The organism is Aeromonas sp. 603404 (assembly GCF_049171775.1).
In the GTDB taxonomy this organism is placed as follows: domain Bacteria; phylum Pseudomonadota; class Gammaproteobacteria; order Enterobacterales; family Aeromonadaceae; genus Aeromonas; species Aeromonas veronii_A.
In genome coordinates this window covers 57,777-75,532 of sequence record NZ_JAAKPE010000008.1, presented here as the reverse complement: position 1 = coordinate 75,532, position 17,756 = coordinate 57,777, and the positions used below count along the sequence as shown (strand labels likewise).

Below are 17,756 nucleotides of genomic sequence, written 5' to 3'. Positions count from 1 at the left end.
TGGTTATTGTCCCCACGGCATGATGGGAACGGCGCTGACTGCACTTTTGTACGAACCATCCACCAGTTTGGTGCTGTAGGTCAGGTAAACCAGTGCATTGCGTTTCTTGTCGTAAAAACGCACCACTTTCTGCTCCTTGAACACCAGCGAGGTGCTGACATCGAACACCTCTTCCCCCGCTTTCAGCTTTTCGGGCAGGGTGATGGGGCCGATCTGGTGGCACGACAGGGAGGCGTGGGAGGGATCTTCCGCCAGGCCCAGCCCGCCTTTTACACCACCGGTCTTGGGGCGCGCCAGATAGCAGGCGACGCCGTCGATGCGCGGGTCGTCGAACGCCTCCACCAGGATCTTGTGGTTGGGGCCAAACAGCTTGAAGGCTGTGCTCACTTCACCGACCGGGTCGGCCTTGTCGGCCAGTGCCGGGCCGGCAAACAGGACCCCCAGCAGCAGGGGCAGGGCGCGGCGCAGGGCATTATGTCGCGTGTGGTTATGTGTCATGGTCTCTCCTGTTGGCCCGGCACCCCTTCAATAGGGAATGCCCAGGCGACGATAGAGGCTGGCAAGCACCCAGGCGGGGCCTATCAGCAGAAATTGCAGGTCGGCGAGGAAGGAGGGGCGTTTGCCCTCGATCTTGTGGCCGACAAACTGGGCTATCCAGAGAATCACGAACGCCGCCACCGCGGGCCACAGCAGCGGCCCCTGCCACTGGTGGCAGAAGGCCAGCCCGAGCGCGGTCAGCACCGCCATCCCCGCGAACAGCGAAAACGACAGTTGCAGATAGAACAGCAGCACCGGAATGGCCGCCACTGCCGCCCAGTTGAGGGGCTCTGGCAAGGGCCCGAGCGGCAGACACCAGAGCAGCGCCAGCGAGCAGAGATAGATGCCCGGCACCGCCAGTTTGTGGATGGCGACGTTGACCGGATGGCGATGGCTCTGGCCGTACTCCACAAACCACTCCTGGATTCCCTTCATGGCTCCTCCCTGGCGCACTGTGTTCTCGCGGCCTGACCCTCATGGTCAGGCGCTCGGGATGCTTATCCCTGTGGTGGATAATCCCAATATTGGGCCGGAATGGATTTTAGCAACGGGGTCATGTCCGGATTGGGCAGGGCGATGGTGACCCGCTGATCGAGGTTGGCGCTGGCCAGTGCTTCGCGGATCTTGGGGTTGTCATGGAAGAACTTCATAAAGCTGCCATCGGCATAGGCCCGCTCCAGCCCGGTCTGAATCGCCTTGGCCAGCTTGGGGTATTCGGGGCTGACGAAGAAGAACTGGGCGAAGGGGTAGCGGATCAGCAGATGTTGCTCGATGGCGAGGTTGGGATACTGCGCCACCAGCTCGCTGCGCTCGGCGAAGATCTCTACCAGGGCGCGCGGGAAGAAGTCGATCTTGTCGCCGTCGTTGATAAGGCGAAACAAGCTGCTGTAGCGGCCGGAGAAGGTCGGGATGCCCGCATTTTCCAGAATTTTGTTATCGGCCCAACCGACCCCTTGCGCCGCCTTCAGCTGTTTGAGGTCGGCCAGGGTATTGATCTGGTTGAACTTCTCTTGGGCATCCGCGTGGATGAACGACAGCCGCAATCCTTCCAGTCCGCGAAACAGCGGAATGGGGACGGCAATCAGGGAGGATTCGAGTGCGCTGGAGGTACCCATCCAGAAGACGTTGATGGTCTTGCCCTTGCTCAGCTGCTGCTGAAGGGTGAACTGGTTGAGGTCGAGTTCGACAGGCTGGATGCGAAAGGGTTGTCCGGAGCGGGTCAGGGCCAGTTCCAGCAGTTTGAGCTGGTACTCCTGATCAAGATTGTTGACGGGACGGCTGGGAACCTTGACCGTCAGAACCTGTGCTTGTGCCAGCAGTGGCAGGCACAAACACAGTTTGATGAGCCATTTCACTCTCTATTCTCCTGTAGATTCCGGAAGGTGTCCGGAGTCTAACAGAACTTGTCACCATCTTGCTGCGAGGCGTTGTGCAAGGTTGAGCGCGGGCCCAGCCTTGCTGGCGTCTGTTGCACCTGAATGGTGACGGTTCTTCGAAGAATCAGGCGACGCGGCGGAACACGTGGGTATCGTTAAATTCCTTGGTGCTCTGGCATTCGACGCAGAAACGGGACTCTGGACGAGCTTGCAGCCGCTTGAGAGAGATCTCGTCACCACAAGATTCACAGTAACCGAAATCTCCATCGTTCATTCGCTTCAATGCGCCCCTCAGCTTGCGCAGGTGCAGCTTGTCGTGCTCGATGCGGTTCAGCTCCAGACGGCGGGCTTCCTCGATACTGGCACGGTCAATTTCATCGGCCATCTCGTTGGTGTCGGTGGCGATGGCCTGGCTGGCCTGGGAGTTCAGGCGCTCTTCGAGCTCGGCGATCTGCCGCTCGATCTGCCCCTTGTAAAAGGCCAGTTGGTCTTCAGTCATGAAATCACACATACGATTTACTACCAGTCAGTTTACTAACCCAATTATCCCTGTTTATGGGGGCTGTCTGCCTGCAGACCAAGCCCTTCTCGTCTGATTTGCACCGTTTTCATGCAAGAGAGTGCAAATCAGGGCGGGCCTTGTACCAAAAAAAAGCAGCCAAGCAAAGCAAATAGGACAGGGATTGTGCGCCTTTGCAAAAAAATGGCCCCTTTAGCGGCTGATCTGACGGGATCTGACATCTGGTTTTGGCCGGTTGGCACCGGCTTTGCACTGGGGAGAGGCGAGACCACGAGTGTTTAGTATTTGGTGCCGACTTGGTCATTATATGCGCCGTTATTTATAGTTTTTTAAACACCACTGCTTGACATTACCCCTGATAGCGGGCTTTTATGGTGGTGTTGATTACAATTTGATAACAAGGGTGTTCCATATATTAGACACCCTTGCCAATGGCAACCGTAGAGTCGGGGTTTAACATGGACAGTATCAAGGGCTGGATGGAGAGCAATCGCATCACGGAAGTGGAGTGTCTCTTCCCTGATTTCACCGGCAACGCCCGGGGCAAGATCATCCCAGCCAACAAGTTTTTGCGAGAAGGGGGCATGCGTCTGCCCGAGGTGATCTTCACCCAGACAGTGACCGGCGAATATCCGGATGACGACAGCATGATCGATCCGCTGGAGCGGGACATGCAGCTCTATCCTGACCCCAACACCATCCGTTTCGTCCCTTGGGCGCTGGAACCTACCGCTCAGGTTATCCATGACTGTTACGACGTCAACGGCAAGCTGATCGACATTGCACCTCGCTCCGTACTGCGTCGGGTTCTGTCATTTTACGAGGCTCAGGGCTGGAAGCCGGTGGTGGCGCCCGAGCTGGAGTTTTATCTGGTCACCCGCAACGAAGACCCCGACTATCCGCTGATGCCGCCGGTAGGGCGCAACGGCCGTCCCGAGACAGCTCGCCAGTCCTTCAGTATCGATGCGGTCAACGAGTTCGATCCCATCTTCGAAGACATGTATGACTACTGCGAAGCGCAGGAGCTGGAGGTGGATACCCTGATCCACGAGTCCGGTGCTGCCCAGATGGAGATCAACTTCCTGCACGGGGATGCCATCGATCTGGCGGATCAGGTGTTCCTTTTCAAGCGCACCATGCGTGAGGCGGCCCATCGCCACGGCATCTACGCCACCTTTATGGCCAAGCCGATGAGCAACGAGCCGGGCTCCGCCATGCACATCCACCAGAGTCTGGAGGATATGAACGGTCGAAATCTGTTCGGCACCCCGGATGGCGGCAACTCCGAACTCTTCATGCATTTCATCGCAGGTCTGCAGAAGTACACCCCGGCGGTGACAGCCCTGCTGGCTCCCAATGTCAACTCCTACCGCCGCCTCACCTTCGGTGAGAGCGCGCCACGCAACGTCCAGTGGGGTGTCGAGAACCGCACCTGTGGTCTGCGGGTACCCTTCTCCGACCCGAGTGCCCGCCGGGTGGAGAACCGCTTCGCCGGTGCCGATGCCAACCCCTATCTGGCGCTGGCCGCCACCCTGGCGTGCGGCTATCTCGGCATGATGGAGAAGCTGGAGCCCATGCAGGAGATGAAATCCAGCGCCTACGACCTGCCCTACAGTCTGCCCCGCTCGCTGGAGGAGGCGCTCAGCCATCTCGAACAGTGCGAGCCCATCAAGGAGATGTTGGGGGAGCGCTTTACACGCGCCTTTGTCGCGGTCAAACGCAAAGAGTACGAGACCTACTTCGGGGTGATCAGCCGCTGGGAGCGAGAGTTCCTGCTGCTGAACGTCTGACCCGGATGCGTGCCGGCCACGCATCGTCCGAATCGGGGAGGCAGGCTGCCTCCCCTGCCTGTAACCGGTAATACGGGATGGAGGAGTGCCTCCGCCTGCGGATGGTTGTGAGCGGAAGTTGGCTCGCCACCGCTCTGGTTGCATGGTTGATAACAGTTTTTGGCTCGAATTGAAGGATGTGAGGAGCAGGCCGTGCCGCAGTCCACGCGAAAGTGGCGGTGATTGCGGGAGTGGCAGCCTTCCTGATGATTGACGAACAGAACCAGCTAAATCGAAGGAACCGAGGAGCTAACAATGCAACAGACTACCCGTGAGTGGCAGCAGCAGGATGCCAGCCACCACCTGCACCCCTTTACCGACTTTCAGGCTCTGAACAAGAAGGGCAGCCGTATCATCACCAAAGCCAGTGGCGTCTATCTGGAAGACTCCGAAGGCAAGCGCATTCTGGACGGCATGGCGGGGCTCTGGTGCGTCAATATGGGCTATGGTCGGCAGGAGCTGGTGGATGCCGCCACCCGTCAGATGCAGCAGTTGCCCTACTACAACCTCTTCTTCCAGACCGCGCACCCGCCGGTGATCGAGCTGGCCACCCTGCTGGCCGAAGTGACGCCATCCCATCTCAACCATGTCTTCTTTACCGGCTCCGGCTCCGAGTGCAACGACACCGTGCTGCGGATGGTGCGCCACTACTGGGCCAGCAAGGGGCAACCGGAAAAACAGGTGATCATCAGCCGCCACAACGCCTATCACGGCTCCACCGTGGCGGGGGCGAGTCTGGGTGGCATGAAAGGGATGCATGCCCAGGGTGGTCTGCCCATTCCCGGCATAGTGCACATCGACCAGCCCTACCACTTCGGTGAGGGGCAGGGGATGAGTGCCCACGAGTTCGGGCTGGAGCGGGCCCGTCAGCTGGAGCAGAAGATTCTGGAGCTGGGGGTGGAGAAGGTGGCCGCCTTTATCGGCGAGCCGATCCAGGGGGCGGGCGGTGTCATCATTCCGCCTGACAGCTACTGGCCGGAGATCCAGCGCATCTGCGATCACTACGGCATTTTGCTGATAGCCGACGAGGTGATCTGCGGCTTTGGCCGTACCGGCCACTGGTTTGCCAGCGAAGGGTTTGGCATCAAGCCGGATCTGATGTGTCTGGCCAAGGGGATTACCTCCGGTTATCTGCCGCTCGGCGCTGTGATGGTGAGTGACCGGGTTGCCAAGGGGCTGGTGGAAGAGGGGGGCGAGTTCAACCACGGCTTCACCTACTCGGGCCATCCGGTCTCTTGCGCGGTGGCGGTGGCCAATATCCAGCTTATGCAAAAGGAGAGCATAGTTAAGCGAGTGCATGATACCATCGGCCCCTATTTGCAGCGCCGCTGGGCAGAGCTGGCTGACCACCCGCTGGTGGGTGAAACCCGTGGCCGCGGGCTGGTCGCAGCCCTGGAAATCGTCCAGGACAAGCAGACCAACCGGCGTTTCCCGGCCCATGCCAATGCCGGGATGACTTGCCGGGAATTCTGTTTTAACAATGGCTTGGTGATGAGGGCGGTAGGCGATACCATGATCATATCGCCCCCCTTGGTGATCACCGAGGAACAGGTTGATGAATTGGTCAAGCTAGCCAGGCTCAGTCTGGATCTGACAGCCGCCAAGCTGAAGGGTTGAGGTGCGGCCGGGCAGGTTGGCATGCGCATACAATTTGCTTAGGAGACAAGGATGATGTCTTTCAAAACGGGAGTGATCGCTGCCTCTGTGGCTCTGGTCATGGCAAGTGCCGGAGCAATGGCTGAAGAGAAGGTGTTGCACGTCTACAACTGGAGCGACTATATCGCCCCGGATACCCTGGAAAACTTCCAGAAGGAGACGGGCATCAAGGTGGTTTATGACGTGTTTGACAGCAACGAGGTACTGGAAGCCAAGTTGCTGGCTGGTAAATCCGGCTACGACATCGTGGTGCCGTCCAACCCCTTCCTGGCCAAACAGATCAGGGCTGGCGTGTTCCAGAAGCTGGACAAGTCCAAGCTCTCCAACTGGCAAAATATGGATACCGACCTGCTCAAGGCGCTCGACCCGAGCGATCCGGGCAACCAGTACTCCATCCCCTATCTGTGGGGCACCATCGGTTATGCCTACAATGCCGAGAAGGTGAAGGCCGTACTGGGGGCCGATGCGCCGCTCAACTCCTGGGATCTGGTGTTCAAGCCGGAGAACATGGCCAAGCTGAAGGAGTGCGGCGTCTCCTTCCTCGACTCGCCGACCGAAATGTTACCGGCCGCCCTGCAATATCTGGGCTTCAAACCGGATAGCCAGAAGCCGGACGAGCTGAAGAAGGCCGAGGAGCTGTTCCTCTCCATTCGTCCCTATACCGCCTATTTCCACTCCTCCAAGTACATCTCGGATCTGGCCAACGGCAACTTGTGTGTTGCTGTCGGTTACTCCATGGATTTGCAGCAGTCCAAGGCGCGGGCGGCGGAAGCCAAAAATGGCGTGGCACTTACCTACACCATTCCGAAAGAGGGGGCAGGCAGCTTCTTTGACATGATCGCCATCCCGGCGGATGCCAAGAACGTCGAGGCGGCCCACACCTTCATCAACTATCTGATGAAGCCCGACGTGATCGCCAACATCACCAATCAGGTGCAGGCGCCTAACGGCAACAAGGCTGCGACCCCGCTGGTTGACGAGGCGATCCGTACCGATCCGGGGGTTTATCCGGACTCTGCAACCTTGCAGAAGATCTACACCTTCCCAGATCTGCCGGCCAAGGTGCAGCGTCTGATGACCCGCAGCTGGACCAAGATCAAGTCCGGTAAGTAACGAATACCCCTCCCGGTCCGCAGTTCGGCCGGGAGGGTAGTGATGCCATCCATCCGGATGGGCCGCGCGAATGGATGCGCAGACGGTCAACCACTGAACAGGAGAACTGACACCGTGAATACAACCAGATTGCTAACCATAGCGCTGACCATGGGATTGGCGAATGCAGTCCAGGCAGCCCCTGTGCTCCATTTCTACAACTGGTCTGACTATATCGGCGAGACCACCCTCAGCGATTTCCAGCAGGAGACCGGGATCAAGACCGTCTATGACGTATTTGACTCCAACGAAACCCTGGAAGGCAAGTTGCTGACCGGACGGACCGGTTACGATCTGGTGGTGCCCTCAAATAATTTCCTCTCCAAGCAGATCAAGGCGGGGGCTTTCCAGAAGCTGGACAAGAGCTTGCTGCCCAATCTGGCCAACCTGGATCCCGTGCTGCTCAAGCAGCTCGAGAAGGTGGATCCGGGCCATCAGTACGCGGTGCCCTATCTGTGGGGAACCAACGGCATCGGCTACAACGTCGACAAAATCAAGGCGGTGCTGGGGGTCGACAAGATCGACTCCTGGGCGGCCATCTTCGAGCCGGAAAACATGGAGAAGCTCTCCCGTTGCGGCGTCGCCTTCCTCGACTCGGCAGACGAGATGATCCCGGCTGCCCTCAACTACCTTGGACTGAACCCCAACAGCCAGGACGCGGCCGATATCAAGCGCGCCGAGGCGCAGTTGCTCAAGGTGCGCCCCTATGTGGCCTACTTCCACTCCTCCAAATACATAGGTGATCTCGCCAACGGCGATATCTGTGTGGCAGCGGGCTTTTCCGGCGACATCTTGCAGGCGGCAGCCCGTGCCGACGAGGCCGGCAAGGGGGTGAAGATTGCCTACAGCATTCCTAAAGAGGGGGGCAATCTCTGGTTCGACATGATGGCGATCCCGTCTGATGCCACCAATGTCAAAGAGGCACATGCTCTCATCAACTATGTTCTGCAGCCCGAGGTGATCGCCAAGGTCAGCAATTATGTGGGCTATGCGAACCCCAATGCCAAGGCTGGCGAGTTCATGGATGAGACGGTGCGCAATGATGAGGGGGTTTATCCGCCTCAGGCTGTGCTGGAGCGGCTCTATGTGCAGGAGGCACATTCCCGCGCGGTACAGCGTCAAATCACCCGGAGTTGGAGCAAGATCAAGTCCGGTACCTGACCTTGGTGCCCGCTCTGGGGCGCCAAATCGCTTTTATGGATTGGCCGTGAGGCCAGTATCACGTTAGGGAGTTTGGTAATGGCGATAGCCTCCAGTGCCTACAAGAAAGCCCTTGAGGGCAGCCAGCAACGCAAAGAAGTGCTGGTAAAAATAGACAGGGTTAGCAAGCAGTTCGATGAAACCCTGGCGGTCGATAATGTTTCCCTGAATATTCACAAGGGGGAGATCTTCGCCCTGCTGGGAGGATCCGGTTCCGGTAAATCGACCTTGCTGCGGATGCTGGCCGGGTTCGAGCGCCCGACCGAAGGGCGTCTGTTCCTCGACGGGGTGGATATCACCGATATGCCCCCCTATGAACGCCCCATCAACATGATGTTCCAGTCCTACGCCCTGTTTCCCCATATGACGGTGGCACAGAATATTGCTTTCGGTCTCAAGCAGGATGGCCTGCCCAAGGCCGAGATCGACGCCCGTGTCGAAGAGATGCTCAAGCTGGTACAGATGACCCAGTATGCCCGTCGCAAGCCGCACCAGCTCTCCGGTGGCCAGCGCCAGCGGGTAGCGCTGGCCCGTTCGCTGGCGAAACGTCCCAAGTTGCTGCTGCTTGATGAGCCGATGGGGGCGCTCGACAAGAAGCTGCGCTCCAAGATGCAGCTGGAGCTGGTGGAGATCATCGAGCGGGTCGGGGTTACCTGTGTCATGGTGACCCACGATCAAGAAGAGGCCATGACCATGGCGGAGCGGATCGCCATCATGCATCACGGTTGTATCGAGCAGATCGGTAGCCCGATGGATATCTACGAAACCCCGGCCAGTCGGCTGGTGTGCGAGTTCATCGGCAACGTCAACCTGTTCGACGGCCTGCTGGTGGAGGATGAGCAGGACCACGCCATCATCGCCTGTGCCGATCTGGAGCAGCCCATCTATGTGGGCCACGGGATCAGCTCCCGTGCCGAGAACAAGAAGGTGACCTACGCCCTGCGGCCGGAGAAGCTGCTGATGAGCCTGCAAAAGCCGGCCGAAATCGAGCATCCGGACTTCAACTGGACCAAGGGCGAGGTCTATGACATCGCTTATCTGGGCGGACACTCGGTGTACCACATCCAGCTGCCCTCGGGCAAAATCGTTCAGGCTTTCATCGCCAATGCCGAACGCCACGGCAAGCGGCCAACCTGGGATGACCAGGTGTTCCTCTACTGGGAAGATGACAGCGGCGTGGTGCTGCAATCATGAAGATCTTGCAACGACTGAAGCGGGGCGGAGGGCGCCGGCTGGTGATCGGCATCCCCTTCTTCTGGCTGTTCCTCTTCTTCCTGCTGCCCTTTGTCATAGTGGTAAAGATCAGTTTTGCGGAAGCGGATGTGGCGATCCCGCCCTACACCGACGTGGTGAGCTGGGCCGACAATCAGCTCACCATCCTGCTCAATATGGGGAACTACCTGCTGCTGCAGGAGGATGAGCTCTATATCGCAGCCTATCTGGGCTCCCTCAAGATGGCCCTGGTCAGCACCATTCTCTGCCTGCTGATCGGTTATCCCATGGCCTACTCCATTGCGCGGGCCAACAAGGAGACCCAGACCGTTCTGCTGTTGCTGATCATGATGCCGACCTGGACCGCCATTCTGATCCGGGTCTATGCGTGGATGGGGATCCTCAGTAACAACGGCCTGCTCAACAGCGTCTTGCTGGGGATCGGGCTGATTGACGAACCGCTGCAGATCCTCAATACCAACCTGGCGGTCTATATCGGCATCGTTTACTCCTATCTGCCCTTCATGGTGCTGCCGCTTTACGCCAATCTGGTCAAACACGATCAGAGCCTGCTGGAGGCGGCCTCCGACCTGGGGGCCCGCAACCTGACCCGTTTCTGGCAGATCACTGTGCCGCTCTCCAAAAACGGCATTATCGCCGGCTGCATGCTGGTGTTTATTCCGGTGGTGGGGGAGTTCGTTATTCCGGAAATGCTGGGCGGCCCGGAGACCCTGATGATCGGTAAGGTGCTATGGCAGGAGTTCTTCAACAACCGCGACTGGCCGGTCGCCTCTGCACTGGCGGTGGTGATGCTGGCGGTGCTGATCATTCCGATCATCCTCTTCAACCGTAACCAGGCCAAAGAGCTGGAGGGCAAGGCATGATGAGACGTTTCGGTTTTGCCAAGCTGATGCTCTGGCTTGGGCTGCTGTTTATCTACCTGCCCATGATCATCATGGTGATCTACTCCTTCAACGCCTCCAAGCTGGTGACGGTGTGGGGCGGTTGGTCGCTCAAGTGGTACTTCGGCCTGCTCGACAACAAGCAGCTGATTGGATCCGTGTTCCGCTCGCTGGAGATCGCTTTTTACACCGCGATCGCCGCGGTGGCGCTGGGGACGGTGGCGGCATTCGTGCTGACCCGAATTCCCCACTTCCGTGGTCGAACCCTGTTCGGTGGCATGGTGACGGCACCGCTGGTGATGCCCGAGGTGATCACCGGTCTGTCGCTGCTGCTGCTGTTCGTGGCGATGGCCCAGCTGGTGGGATGGCCCGCCGAGCGGGGCATGTTGACCATCTGGATCGCGCACACTACCTTCTGTACCGCCTACGTAGCCATCGTTGTGTCGGCGCGGTTGCGGGAGCTGGATCTCTCCATAGAGGAGGCGGCCATGGATCTTGGCGCCAAGCCGTGGAAGGTGTTCTTCCTGATCACTATCCCGATGATCGCCCCCTCGCTGGCGGCTGGCGGCATGATGTCGTTTGCCCTGTCGCTGGATGATCTGGTGCTGGCGAGCTTCGTCTCCGGCCCGGGCTCCACCACCCTGCCGATGGAGGTCTTCTCGGCGGTGCGGCTCGGGGTTAAACCCGAGATCAACGCGGTGGCCAGCCTGATCCTGCTGTCGGTATCGCTCTTTACCTTCGGCAGCTGGTATCTGATGGCCAAGGCGGAGAAGCGCCGTCGCGCCGAGATCGCCATGAGCAACCAGATGCAGGCAGTCGCCTGACTCGTCAGATGATAAGATCCGCCTACTCTCGTCAATCCGGAGGATGAGTATGCGGATCTCCTTTTTCAGTGGTCGTGGCACCGAGCTGGTGCCCGGCCTCACCAGCGCCATTCACAAGCAACCGATCTCTGCACCAGTTCGCTGTACCTTTGCCGGTCTGGAAGGGGATGAGCAGTGTGACACGCGCCACCACGGTGGCCCGGATCGGGCGCTCCACTACTATCCGGCCGATCACTATCTCTGGTGGCAGACCTGGCAAACCGCGCTGGGCTTGCCTGCGCCACGTACAGCCTGGCAACCTGCCGCCTTTGGCGAGAACCTCTCCGGTCTCGGGCTGACCGAGGCGCAAGCCTGCATCGGCGATGTCTATCGGCTCGGTGAGGCGCTGATCCAGATCAGCCAGCCGAGATCCCCCTGTTTCAAGCTCAACCAGCGCTTTGGCTATGGCCAGATGTCGCAGGTGATGCAACTGAATGGCCGTTGTGGCTGGCTGCTGCGGGTGCTGGAGGAGGGGATTGTGTCGCCGGAGTCGGCCATGGAGCTGGTAGACAGACCCTATCCCGAACTGACGGTGAAGCGCACGGCGGATATCCTGTTCAATCAGGTGCGCAACGAGGCGGATCTGCTGATGTTGCTGGAGAATCCGGCCCTCTCCCCCAACTGGCGCCAGCATGCAGCCGACTGGCTGGAGCATGGCACTGTGGCTGACTGGCAGCGCCGTCTGCTGGGGCCAGCATCCCTGCGCCTGGCCTGACGTCCGGTTGCCGGAATGTCACCAGCTGGCTGCAGTCCGGTAAACGGGTGAAAAGAGTGTTGAATAGTTGAGCGAACAGCACTTTTTTTCCTGTAAAATGCAAAAAAGGCTTGTGTCAGGTCTGGGCTTTCGGTAAATTCCCGTCCCGCAGACATCGGTGTGTAGCGCAGCTTGGTAGCGCACTTCGTTCGGGACGAAGGGGTCGGAGGTTCGAATCCTCTCACACCGACCAAATTTGAAAAGGCCGCTCAATAGAGCGGCCTTTTTGCATTTTCCTTCCAGTTACTCGGTTTTTCATTAGCTGCTGACCTGTCACCTGGCCAAGTGATCTGACTTGATGTATGCATGGTCGAAGCAAGCCCACAGACATTAAAAGGGCCACCGCTCGGTGGCCCATCGGTGGAGTCTGATCCTGACTCCGGCACTCTAGATTGTGGCAATCTCGCTATGGGTCTTGTCTATGGTGCCCTCCTTGCGCGCCAGGCGCTTACTCAGATATGCCAGTGCTGATGCCGCAAAGCCTTGAAACTGTGTTGAGGCAGCAAGGCCGCGTGCTTGGGGTACTCACTAATGAAATGTTCTATTCCCTCCATCAGTTGTGCACGTAATGAAATAACGGGCTCATGCCAGGCTTGCAGGCATAAATGGCCGGGGATCAACTGCTCCTGATAATCTTCCAGCAGCTGTTCTGGCCAGGGTTCAATACCGGAATTGCGTTGCAGCAAATAGTGGGCGGCGGGTTCACGGGCATAAATGAACTGAATTTGGGCCAGATCGCGTTGGCATAGCGTTTGACTGTTGATATGACAGGTCAAATATTTTCCCGTTTTCAGATCCAGAAAGTGACCGCGTTGCCGACAGGGAACGATGCGATACCAAGGCAGGGGTGAGGAGAGAGAATACCCCTCAAGTTCCTGTTCCAACCAGTGGCGACACTCGGGTGTCTGCACCTCGTCGAGCATGGACTCGAGCTGTGTCAACAAGGCTCTGGATGGTTTGATGGCCAGTTTCGCACTCATCGCCTGCAATCCTCCCTCTGCACACAATCCCGACTATCAGTATGGACCTTGTTCGGCCAGAGGGGGTAAGGAATCTAATGATTAAAAGTAGATTAGCCGCGTGGTTTTTATGCACTAACTTGGTTCAACCCACCAGATAGGTACCAGTGCCGAAGGCGATGTGGGTGCCCTCTTCGTTGTGCAGCTCCATCCGGGCGACGGCCACCTTGCTGCCAGCCCGGATGATGTGGGCGGTGGCGATAAACTCGTTGCCGCGTCCCGGGCGCAGGTAATCCACCCGCAGATCGATAGTGCCTAGGCGGGCGAAGCGCTCCTTGAGATAGCTGGGGGAGAACTCCTCCAGCTCGTCGATGCAGGAGGCTGCGACGATCATGCCGCCCGCCACATCGAGCAGTGTGGCGGTGACGCCGCCGTGCAGGATGTTGTGGAAAGGGTTGCCGATCAGCTTGTCGTCCATCTTGATGCGCAGTTCCACCTTGTCGAAGTCGTAGTGGGTCACCTGCATGCCGATCAGCTTGTTGAAGGGCATCTTCTCGGCAAACAGGTTGGCAATGCCACTGAGCGCCATCTTCTTGAGCATCTGTTTCATTCTCTGATCCCAATCCTTGTCATCAAAGCCGAGTAAAAACTCCAGCCAGTCTGCAACAGTTCCTTAACAGTCGCAATGGCAGGTTTATTGTGGGCGGCGGCTGCTTTAGAATGGCGACCCCAAAGGAGAGCCCATGACTGCGATTGCCGAAACCCTGCCAGATCCTCAGCCAGAGAGTCCGCTTGCCCTGCTGCAGGCGGTCTTCGGCTATCAGCAGTTTCGGCCGGGTCAGCTCGAAATCATCGAGCAGATCGTCGCGGGGCGCGATGCGCTGGTGCTCAAGCCCACTGGCGGCGGCAAGTCGCTCTGCTACCAGATCCCGGCACTGCTGCGGCCCGGGCTCGGCGTGGTGGTTTCTCCCCTTATTTCGCTGATGAAGGATCAGGTCGACAGTCTGCGCGCCAACGGCGTGGCGGCGGTCTACATCAACTCGGCCCTGAGCCGGGAGGAGATGATCCAGAACTTCGCCGCCATGCGCCGTGGCGAGATCAAGCTGGTCTATGTCTCCCCCGAGCGCTTGCTGCAGCACGAGTTTATGGACCGGCTGGCCGAGCTGCCGCTCGGGCTGTTCGCCATCGACGAGGCGCACTGCGTTTCCCAGTGGGGCCACGACTTCCGGCCTGAGTATGCGGCGCTGGGGCGGCTAAAACAGTGGTTCCCGCAGGTGCCTGTGGTGGCGCTCACCGCCACCGCCGATGAGGCGACCCGCAGCGACATGCTGCACCGCCTCGAGCTGAACGATCCCTTTATCCACACCGCCAGCTTTGACAGACCCAATATCCGCTACAGCCTGGTGGAGAAGTTCAAGGCGGCCGAGCAGCTGCTGCGTTATGTGCAGAGCCAAAAGGGCAACTGCGGCATCGTCTACTGCTCCAGCCGCAACCGGGTGGAGGAGGTGGCCGAGCGGCTATCCCGCCACGGCTGCAAGGCCGCGCCCTATCATGCGGGGCTGCCGCTCGAGCAGCGCCAGCAGACCCAGGATGCCTTCCTCAAGGATGACATCGAGATAGTGGTGGCGACGGTGGCGTTTGGTATGGGCATCGACAAGCCCAATGTGCGCTTCGTGGTGCACTACGACATCCCGAAGAACATCGAATCCTACTATCAGGAGACCGGTCGCGCCGGGCGCGATGGCACTCCTGCCGAGGCGCTGCTGCTCTACGATCCCGCCGACATCGGTCGGGTGCGCCGTCTGCTCGACAACATCGAGAATCCTCAGCAGTTGCAGGTGGAGCAGTATAAGCTCAACGTGATGGCCGCATTTGCCGAAGCGCAGACCTGCCGCCGTCAGGTGCTGCTCAACTACTTCGGCGAGTACAACGACAAGCCGTGCGGCAACTGCGATATCTGTCTCGATCCGCCCAAGAGCTATGACGGCACCGAAGATGCCCAGAAAGCACTCTCCTGCGTTTGGCGGGTGGGGCAGAACTTCGGGGTGGGCTATGTGGTGGAGGTGCTGCGCGGTTCCCTCAACCAGCGCATCAAGGATCACGGCCACGACAAGCTCTCGACCTACGGCATCGGCAAGGATCAGAGCCATGAATACTGGATGAGCGTGATCCGCCAGCTGATCCACAAGGGGCTGCTGACTCAGAACATCACCCGCAATTTGGTGCTGCAGCTGACCGAAGCGGCCCGTCCGGTACTGCGTGGCGATGTGAAGCTGGAACTGGCGGTACCCCGCCTGCAGCCCATCTCCAGCCGCAAGGAGAAGCGCAACGGTCTGCTCGACAACGCCAACTACGACAGGCGGTTGTTCAAGGAGCTGCGCGGCCTGCGCAAGCAGATTGCTGAGGATGAAGAGGTGCCGCCCTACGTGGTGTTCAACGATGCGACCCTGGTGGAGATGGCTCAACTGATGCCGATGACCGAAGACGAGATGCTGGCTATCAACGGCGTCGGTCACCGCAAACTGGAACGCTTCGGCGAAGCCTTTATGGACCTGATCATCGATTACTGCCGCCGGTAGGGTCGATTAGGCAGCCTAATCGACCACGGCAAGCACGGCTCGGAAGAACCTGGGTCAGACGCGAGGTTATTTCAGGCTGGCGTAGAAGGCCGCCAGATTGTCGATATCCACATCGGTCAGCGGCGCCATGAAGGGGTCCATCAAGGGCTCTTTGCGAGTGCCATCCTTGAACGCTTTCAACTGTTTCACCAGATAGGCGGCATTCTGACCCGCCAGATGGGGATAGTTGGGGATCATCGCCTTGCCTTCCACGCCGTGACAGGCGGCACAGACCGCCGCTTTGGCTTTGCCGGCTTCAATATCGGCAGCCTTGGCCTGATGACCCCACGCCAGTGCCAGCAAGGGCAGGGCATATACCCATTTTTGCATCTTCTTCTCCTTGAATTGAAAAATGATGGTTGCCAGTGAGCACAAGCATGGCTGACGGCAGTATAAAGAGTGACACGAGCATACGCAGGGACGAATGGCACAACCATGAAGTTGATCAACACTTTTGCGACCGAGTTGCCCTGGGCCTGTGAACCCGTGGTCCCCCAGCCGCTGCAGCAACCCCGGTTGCTTCATCTCAACCGGGCTTTGCTGGATGAGTTGGGGCTGGGAGGCGTCAGCGAGGCTGACTGGATCGCCTGTTGTGGCGAGGGAAAAGTGCTGCCAGGCATGCAGCCGGTAGCTCAGGTCTATGCGGGCCATCAGTTCGGGGGTTACAGCCCCCGGCTCGGGGATGGTCGGGCGCTGCTGCTGGGTGAGCAGCAGGCGCCGGATGGTCAGCGCTGGGATCTGCACCTGAAGGGGGCGGGTAAAACCCCGTTCTCCCGTTTTGGTGACGGCCGCGCCGTGCTGCGCTCCAGCATCCGCGAATATCTCGCCTCCGAAGCGCTCCATGCCCTCGGCATCCCGACCACGCGGGCGCTGGTATTGGTGGGGAGTCAGGAGCCCGTTTATCGTGAGCAGGTGGAGACGGGAGCGACCGTGCTGCGCACCGCCCCCAGTCATCTGCGCTTCGGTCATATCGAGTATTTCGCCTGGAGCGGGCAGGGGGAGAAGATCCCGCATCTCATCGACTATCTGCTGCGCCACTACTTCCCCGAACTGGAGAGTGGTGCCGAACTGTTTGCCGAAGTGGTGCGCCGCACCGCGCGCCTGATTGCCAAATGGCAGGCGGCGGGCTTCTGTCACGGGGTGATGAACACCGACAACATGTCGCTGCTCGGCCTGACGCTGGATTACGGCCCCTACGGCTTTATCGATGCCTATGTGCCGGACTTTGTCTGCAATCACTCGGATCCGGCGGGCCGCTACGCGCTGGATCAGCAGCCTGCGGTCGGTTACTGGAATCTGCAAAAACTGGCGCAGGCGCTGGCTGGCCATGTAGACGGTGATGCGCTGGCTACAGCGTTGGCCCAGTACGAGCAGCAGCTGATGTTGCACTACTCCGAGTTGATGCGGGCCAAGCTCGGGCTGGCAGTGTGGGAGGAGGATGACCCGGCTCTGTTCCGCGAGCTGTTCCGGTTGCTGGCGGCCCACAAGGTGGATTACCACCTGTTCTTTCGTCGTCTCGGTGAGGTAACGCAAGAGGGGGCGTGGCCTGCGTCTCTGCTGTCGCTATTGCCTGATCCAAAGGGTTGGCAGGCGTGGCTGGAACGCTATCGGGCGCGGCTGATGCGCGAAGGCGGAGAGGATGCCGTACGCAAGGCGCAGATGGATGCCATCAATCCCAAGTATGTGCTGCGCAATGCGCTGGCCCAGCGGGTGATAGACGCCGCCGACGTAGGGGATATGCGGCCGTTCGAGCGGCTGTTCGCCGCCCTGCAGCGCCCCTATGATGAACAACCCGAATATGAGGATCTCGCCACCCCGACTCCGGCATGGTATTGCGGTGGTGAGCTCTCCTGCAGCAGCTGAGAGACAGGGAATGAGTTGGCAAATCAAACAGGTAGATAGCGAAGCTGGCGTGGTGACGCTTGATTGTCCGGCGCTCGAGTGGGACTCGTTTCCGCTGTTGGCGCAGGCCTTGCTGCGAGAGTGGGAGCTTCAGCCGCTCGAGCAGGATGCGGGGGCCGACCGCCATAGCTGGTTGCTGGAGTTTGAAGGGAGCCAGTTTCGGCTGGAGTATGAACACTACAGCGGCTGCTGGCTGGAGACGGTGCGCCCGGCGGATCGGGAGGCACTGCTCTGGCTCGCCAGACAGCACAAGGCGTGACTATCGCCCACAAGGCC

At 59.3% G+C, this 17,756-nt stretch carries 18 protein-coding genes and 1 tRNA gene; 12 read left to right on the top strand and 7 right to left on the bottom strand.

Annotated elements, in window-relative coordinates; translation table 11 throughout:
* Positions 1–3 precede the first annotated feature (3 nt).
* The 4 genes from G5306_RS12475 to G5306_RS12460 form a co-directional block, all read right to left on the bottom strand.
* A complete protein-coding gene (locus tag G5306_RS12475; RefSeq protein ID WP_236350595.1) occupies positions 4–498 on the bottom strand; it encodes a CreA family protein in 495 nt (164 codons plus the stop codon).
* Between the two features lie 27 nt (positions 499–525).
* Positions 526–972 (bottom strand): DUF962 domain-containing protein, encoded by a 447-nt coding sequence (locus G5306_RS12470; protein ID WP_421312927.1) that lies wholly within the window; start codon positions 970–972, stop codon positions 526–528.
* A 62-nt stretch (positions 973–1,034) separates the two neighbouring features.
* A complete protein-coding gene (locus G5306_RS12465) occupies positions 1,035–1,892 on the bottom strand; it encodes a hypothetical protein (protein ID WP_216952649.1) in 858 nt (285 codons plus the stop codon).
* Positions 1,893–2,037: 145 nt separating this feature from the next.
* On the bottom strand, positions 2,038–2,424 hold the full coding sequence (locus tag G5306_RS12460; protein WP_216952650.1) for a TraR/DksA family transcriptional regulator: 387 nt from the start codon (positions 2,422–2,424) through the stop codon (positions 2,038–2,040).
* Between the two features lie 467 nt (positions 2,425–2,891).
* Between G5306_RS12460 and G5306_RS12455 the strand changes: the two genes are divergently transcribed.
* From G5306_RS12455 to G5306_RS12415, 9 genes are all read left to right on the top strand, one after another.
* Complete coding sequence (locus G5306_RS12455) at positions 2,892–4,223, top strand: glutamine synthetase family protein (protein WP_005342613.1); 1,332 nt, start codon at positions 2,892–2,894, stop codon at positions 4,221–4,223.
* Positions 4,224–4,517: 294 nt separating this feature from the next.
* Positions 4,518–5,879: an aspartate aminotransferase family protein gene (locus G5306_RS12450; RefSeq protein WP_216979719.1), complete on the top strand. Its 1,362-nt coding sequence runs from the start codon at positions 4,518–4,520 to the stop codon at positions 5,877–5,879.
* Between the two features lie 54 nt (positions 5,880–5,933).
* Positions 5,934–7,031: an extracellular solute-binding protein gene (locus G5306_RS12445; protein WP_201937706.1), complete on the top strand. Its 1,098-nt coding sequence runs from the start codon at positions 5,934–5,936 to the stop codon at positions 7,029–7,031.
* 114 nt (positions 7,032–7,145) lie between these two features.
* Entirely contained in the window at positions 7,146–8,231 is a 1,086-nt protein-coding gene (locus G5306_RS12440; RefSeq protein ID WP_201937656.1) for a polyamine ABC transporter substrate-binding protein, read from the top strand.
* Positions 8,232–8,309: 78 nt separating this feature from the next.
* Positions 8,310–9,464 carry a polyamine ABC transporter ATP-binding protein gene (gene potA, locus G5306_RS12435; RefSeq protein WP_216952652.1) on the top strand — a complete coding sequence of 385 codons (1,155 nt, stop codon included), beginning with the start codon at positions 8,310–8,312 and terminating at the stop codon, positions 9,462–9,464.
* Positions 9,461–10,366, top strand: a complete 906-nt coding sequence (locus G5306_RS12430; RefSeq protein ID WP_421312926.1) for an ABC transporter permease subunit — start codon at positions 9,461–9,463, stop codon at positions 10,364–10,366. The genes potA and G5306_RS12430 overlap by 4 nt, the downstream gene beginning before the upstream one ends.
* Positions 10,363–11,208: an ABC transporter permease subunit gene (locus G5306_RS12425; protein WP_374995764.1), complete on the top strand. Its 846-nt coding sequence runs from the start codon at positions 10,363–10,365 to the stop codon at positions 11,206–11,208. The genes G5306_RS12430 and G5306_RS12425 overlap by 4 nt, the downstream gene beginning before the upstream one ends.
* A 49-nt stretch (positions 11,209–11,257) precedes the next feature.
* Positions 11,258–11,962 carry an MOSC domain-containing protein gene (locus tag G5306_RS12420; protein WP_421312925.1) on the top strand — a complete coding sequence of 235 codons (705 nt, stop codon included), beginning with the start codon at positions 11,258–11,260 and terminating at the stop codon, positions 11,960–11,962.
* A gap of 155 nt (positions 11,963–12,117) precedes the next feature.
* Positions 12,118–12,194, top strand: a tRNA-Pro gene (locus G5306_RS12415).
* Between the two features lie 259 nt (positions 12,195–12,453).
* On the opposite strand, the gene G5306_RS12410 is transcribed toward G5306_RS12415, so the two are convergent.
* Together G5306_RS12410 and G5306_RS12405 are read right to left on the bottom strand one after the other, a co-directional pair.
* Entirely contained in the window at positions 12,454–12,981 is a 528-nt protein-coding gene (locus G5306_RS12410; protein WP_005356927.1) for a hypothetical protein, read from the bottom strand.
* Positions 12,982–13,105: 124 nt separating this feature from the next.
* A complete protein-coding gene (locus G5306_RS12405) occupies positions 13,106–13,570 on the bottom strand; it encodes a thioesterase family protein (RefSeq protein WP_042054246.1) in 465 nt (154 codons plus the stop codon).
* Between the two features lie 133 nt (positions 13,571–13,703).
* Between G5306_RS12405 and recQ the strand changes: the two genes are divergently transcribed.
* The gene (gene recQ, locus G5306_RS12400; protein WP_421312924.1) at positions 13,704–15,539 is read left to right on the top strand and encodes an ATP-dependent DNA helicase RecQ; all 1,836 of its coding nucleotides are present in this window, start codon (positions 13,704–13,706) and stop codon (positions 15,537–15,539) included.
* Positions 15,540–15,605: 66 nt separating this feature from the next.
* Here recQ and G5306_RS12395 read toward each other — a convergent pair whose 3' ends face one another.
* Positions 15,606–15,908, bottom strand: coding sequence for a c-type cytochrome (locus tag G5306_RS12395; protein WP_139739754.1), 303 nt, complete (start codon positions 15,906–15,908; stop codon positions 15,606–15,608).
* A gap of 105 nt (positions 15,909–16,013) precedes the next feature.
* On the opposite strand from G5306_RS12395, the gene G5306_RS12390 reads away from it, so the two are divergent.
* Together G5306_RS12390 and G5306_RS12385 are read left to right on the top strand one after the other, a co-directional pair.
* Positions 16,014–17,441 carry a protein adenylyltransferase SelO gene (locus G5306_RS12390; RefSeq protein WP_421312923.1) on the top strand — a complete coding sequence of 476 codons (1,428 nt, stop codon included), beginning with the start codon at positions 16,014–16,016 and terminating at the stop codon, positions 17,439–17,441.
* Between the two features lie 10 nt (positions 17,442–17,451).
* Entirely contained in the window at positions 17,452–17,739 is a 288-nt protein-coding gene (locus tag G5306_RS12385) for a DUF3630 family protein (protein WP_164535815.1), read from the top strand.
* Positions 17,740–17,756: the final 17 nt, after the last annotated feature.